Origin of the sequence: Acidicapsa acidisoli (assembly GCF_025685625.1) — a bacterium.
Taxonomy (GTDB): Bacteria; Acidobacteriota; Terriglobia; order Terriglobales; family Acidobacteriaceae; genus Acidicapsa; species Acidicapsa acidisoli.
The window spans coordinates 1-1206 of sequence record NZ_JAGSYI010000013.1 but is presented as its reverse complement, the minus strand read 5'-3'; the positions used below and the strand labels follow the sequence as shown (position 1 = coordinate 1206).

Here is a 1206-nt window from a genome sequence, read left to right as displayed (position 1 = left end):
GCAAATGCTCTATGGGAAGCATCCATCGCAAACGGCTACATTGCGAAAGATGGCGAAGCGACTGCAAGGCAAACCATCGAATCAGGCATCAACGCAGGTATGAGCAAACCGCGTCCATCACATCCAACCGTGACGAATGATCCAATGACGCAAGTGGTTCGCCAATCAATCGCGAACATGCTCGCACGGTTCAAGGAAAAGCAAAGCAAGTCGAGCGTAACAGCGAGCGGCAAACGTACCGTCAGTCTTCTACAAGGCTCACAGATAAGCGAGCGGCCTATTACGTGGCTTTGGGATGGATACCTGCCTTCTGGTAAGTTGACTCTGCTTGCTGGTGCTGGTGGGACTGGAAAATCAACCATCGCATTTAACCTTGCATCAACCATCACCAATGGAAGCAATTGGCCAGATGGCTCACGGTTAACGAACCCTGGAAATGTTCTAATCTGGAGTAGTGAGGACGATCCAGCCGATACGATTAAGCCGCGTCTCATGGCCGTAGGTGCAAACGACACCCGCTATGGAGTCATCAGTGGAACAATTGACGAGCAAGGCTTACGCTGCCCATTTGATGCTGCTCTTGATATGGATGGCCTGCGAGCAGCCGTGAAGTCGATAGGCGGAATATCCCTCCTTATCATCGATCCAATCATCACGGCAGTAACAGGCGATATGCACAAAGCGAATGACGTTCGACGCGACTTGCAAACCATCGTTGACTTCGCAGCCGAGATGAATTGCGCAGTATTGGGCATAACGCATTTTGCCAAAGGCACAGCAGGCAGGAATTCTGCCGAGCGTGTCATCGGCTCGCAAGCGTTTGCCGCATTAGCTCGCATGGTCCTGGTAGCAGCGAAAGAAGAGGATTCGCAGAAGCGAGTATTCACGCGAGCGAAGTCCAACAACTCAGTCGATACCGGAGGCTTCAGCTATTCAATCGAGCCTGTCTCACTTCGGTACGGAATCATTGCAACTCGCGTCGTATGGGGTGAGCCGTTGGAAGGATCGTCACGATCCATTTTATCTGAGATTGAGGGCGAGCAAGTAGAGGACAGTTCGAGCAAGCTGGCAGAGGCCAAAGCGTTTCTACTGGAGACACTACGCAATGGCCCTGTACCGTCGAAAGAACTTCTTGAGCACGCTCGCGAGACTCGCGACATCAAACGCGACACTTTGATTCGTGCTCAAAAGGCTCTCTCAATTACC

Annotated in this window: 1 protein-coding gene; it reads left to right on the top strand. The window is 51.9% G+C overall.

Annotated features, from left to right (window positions below; all coding sequences use genetic code 11):
• Positions 1-144: 144 nt before the first annotated feature.
• Positions 145-1206: AAA family ATPase (locus OHL23_RS28540; RefSeq protein ID WP_263355500.1), on the top strand; the 1062-nt coding region annotated here is incomplete at its 3' end.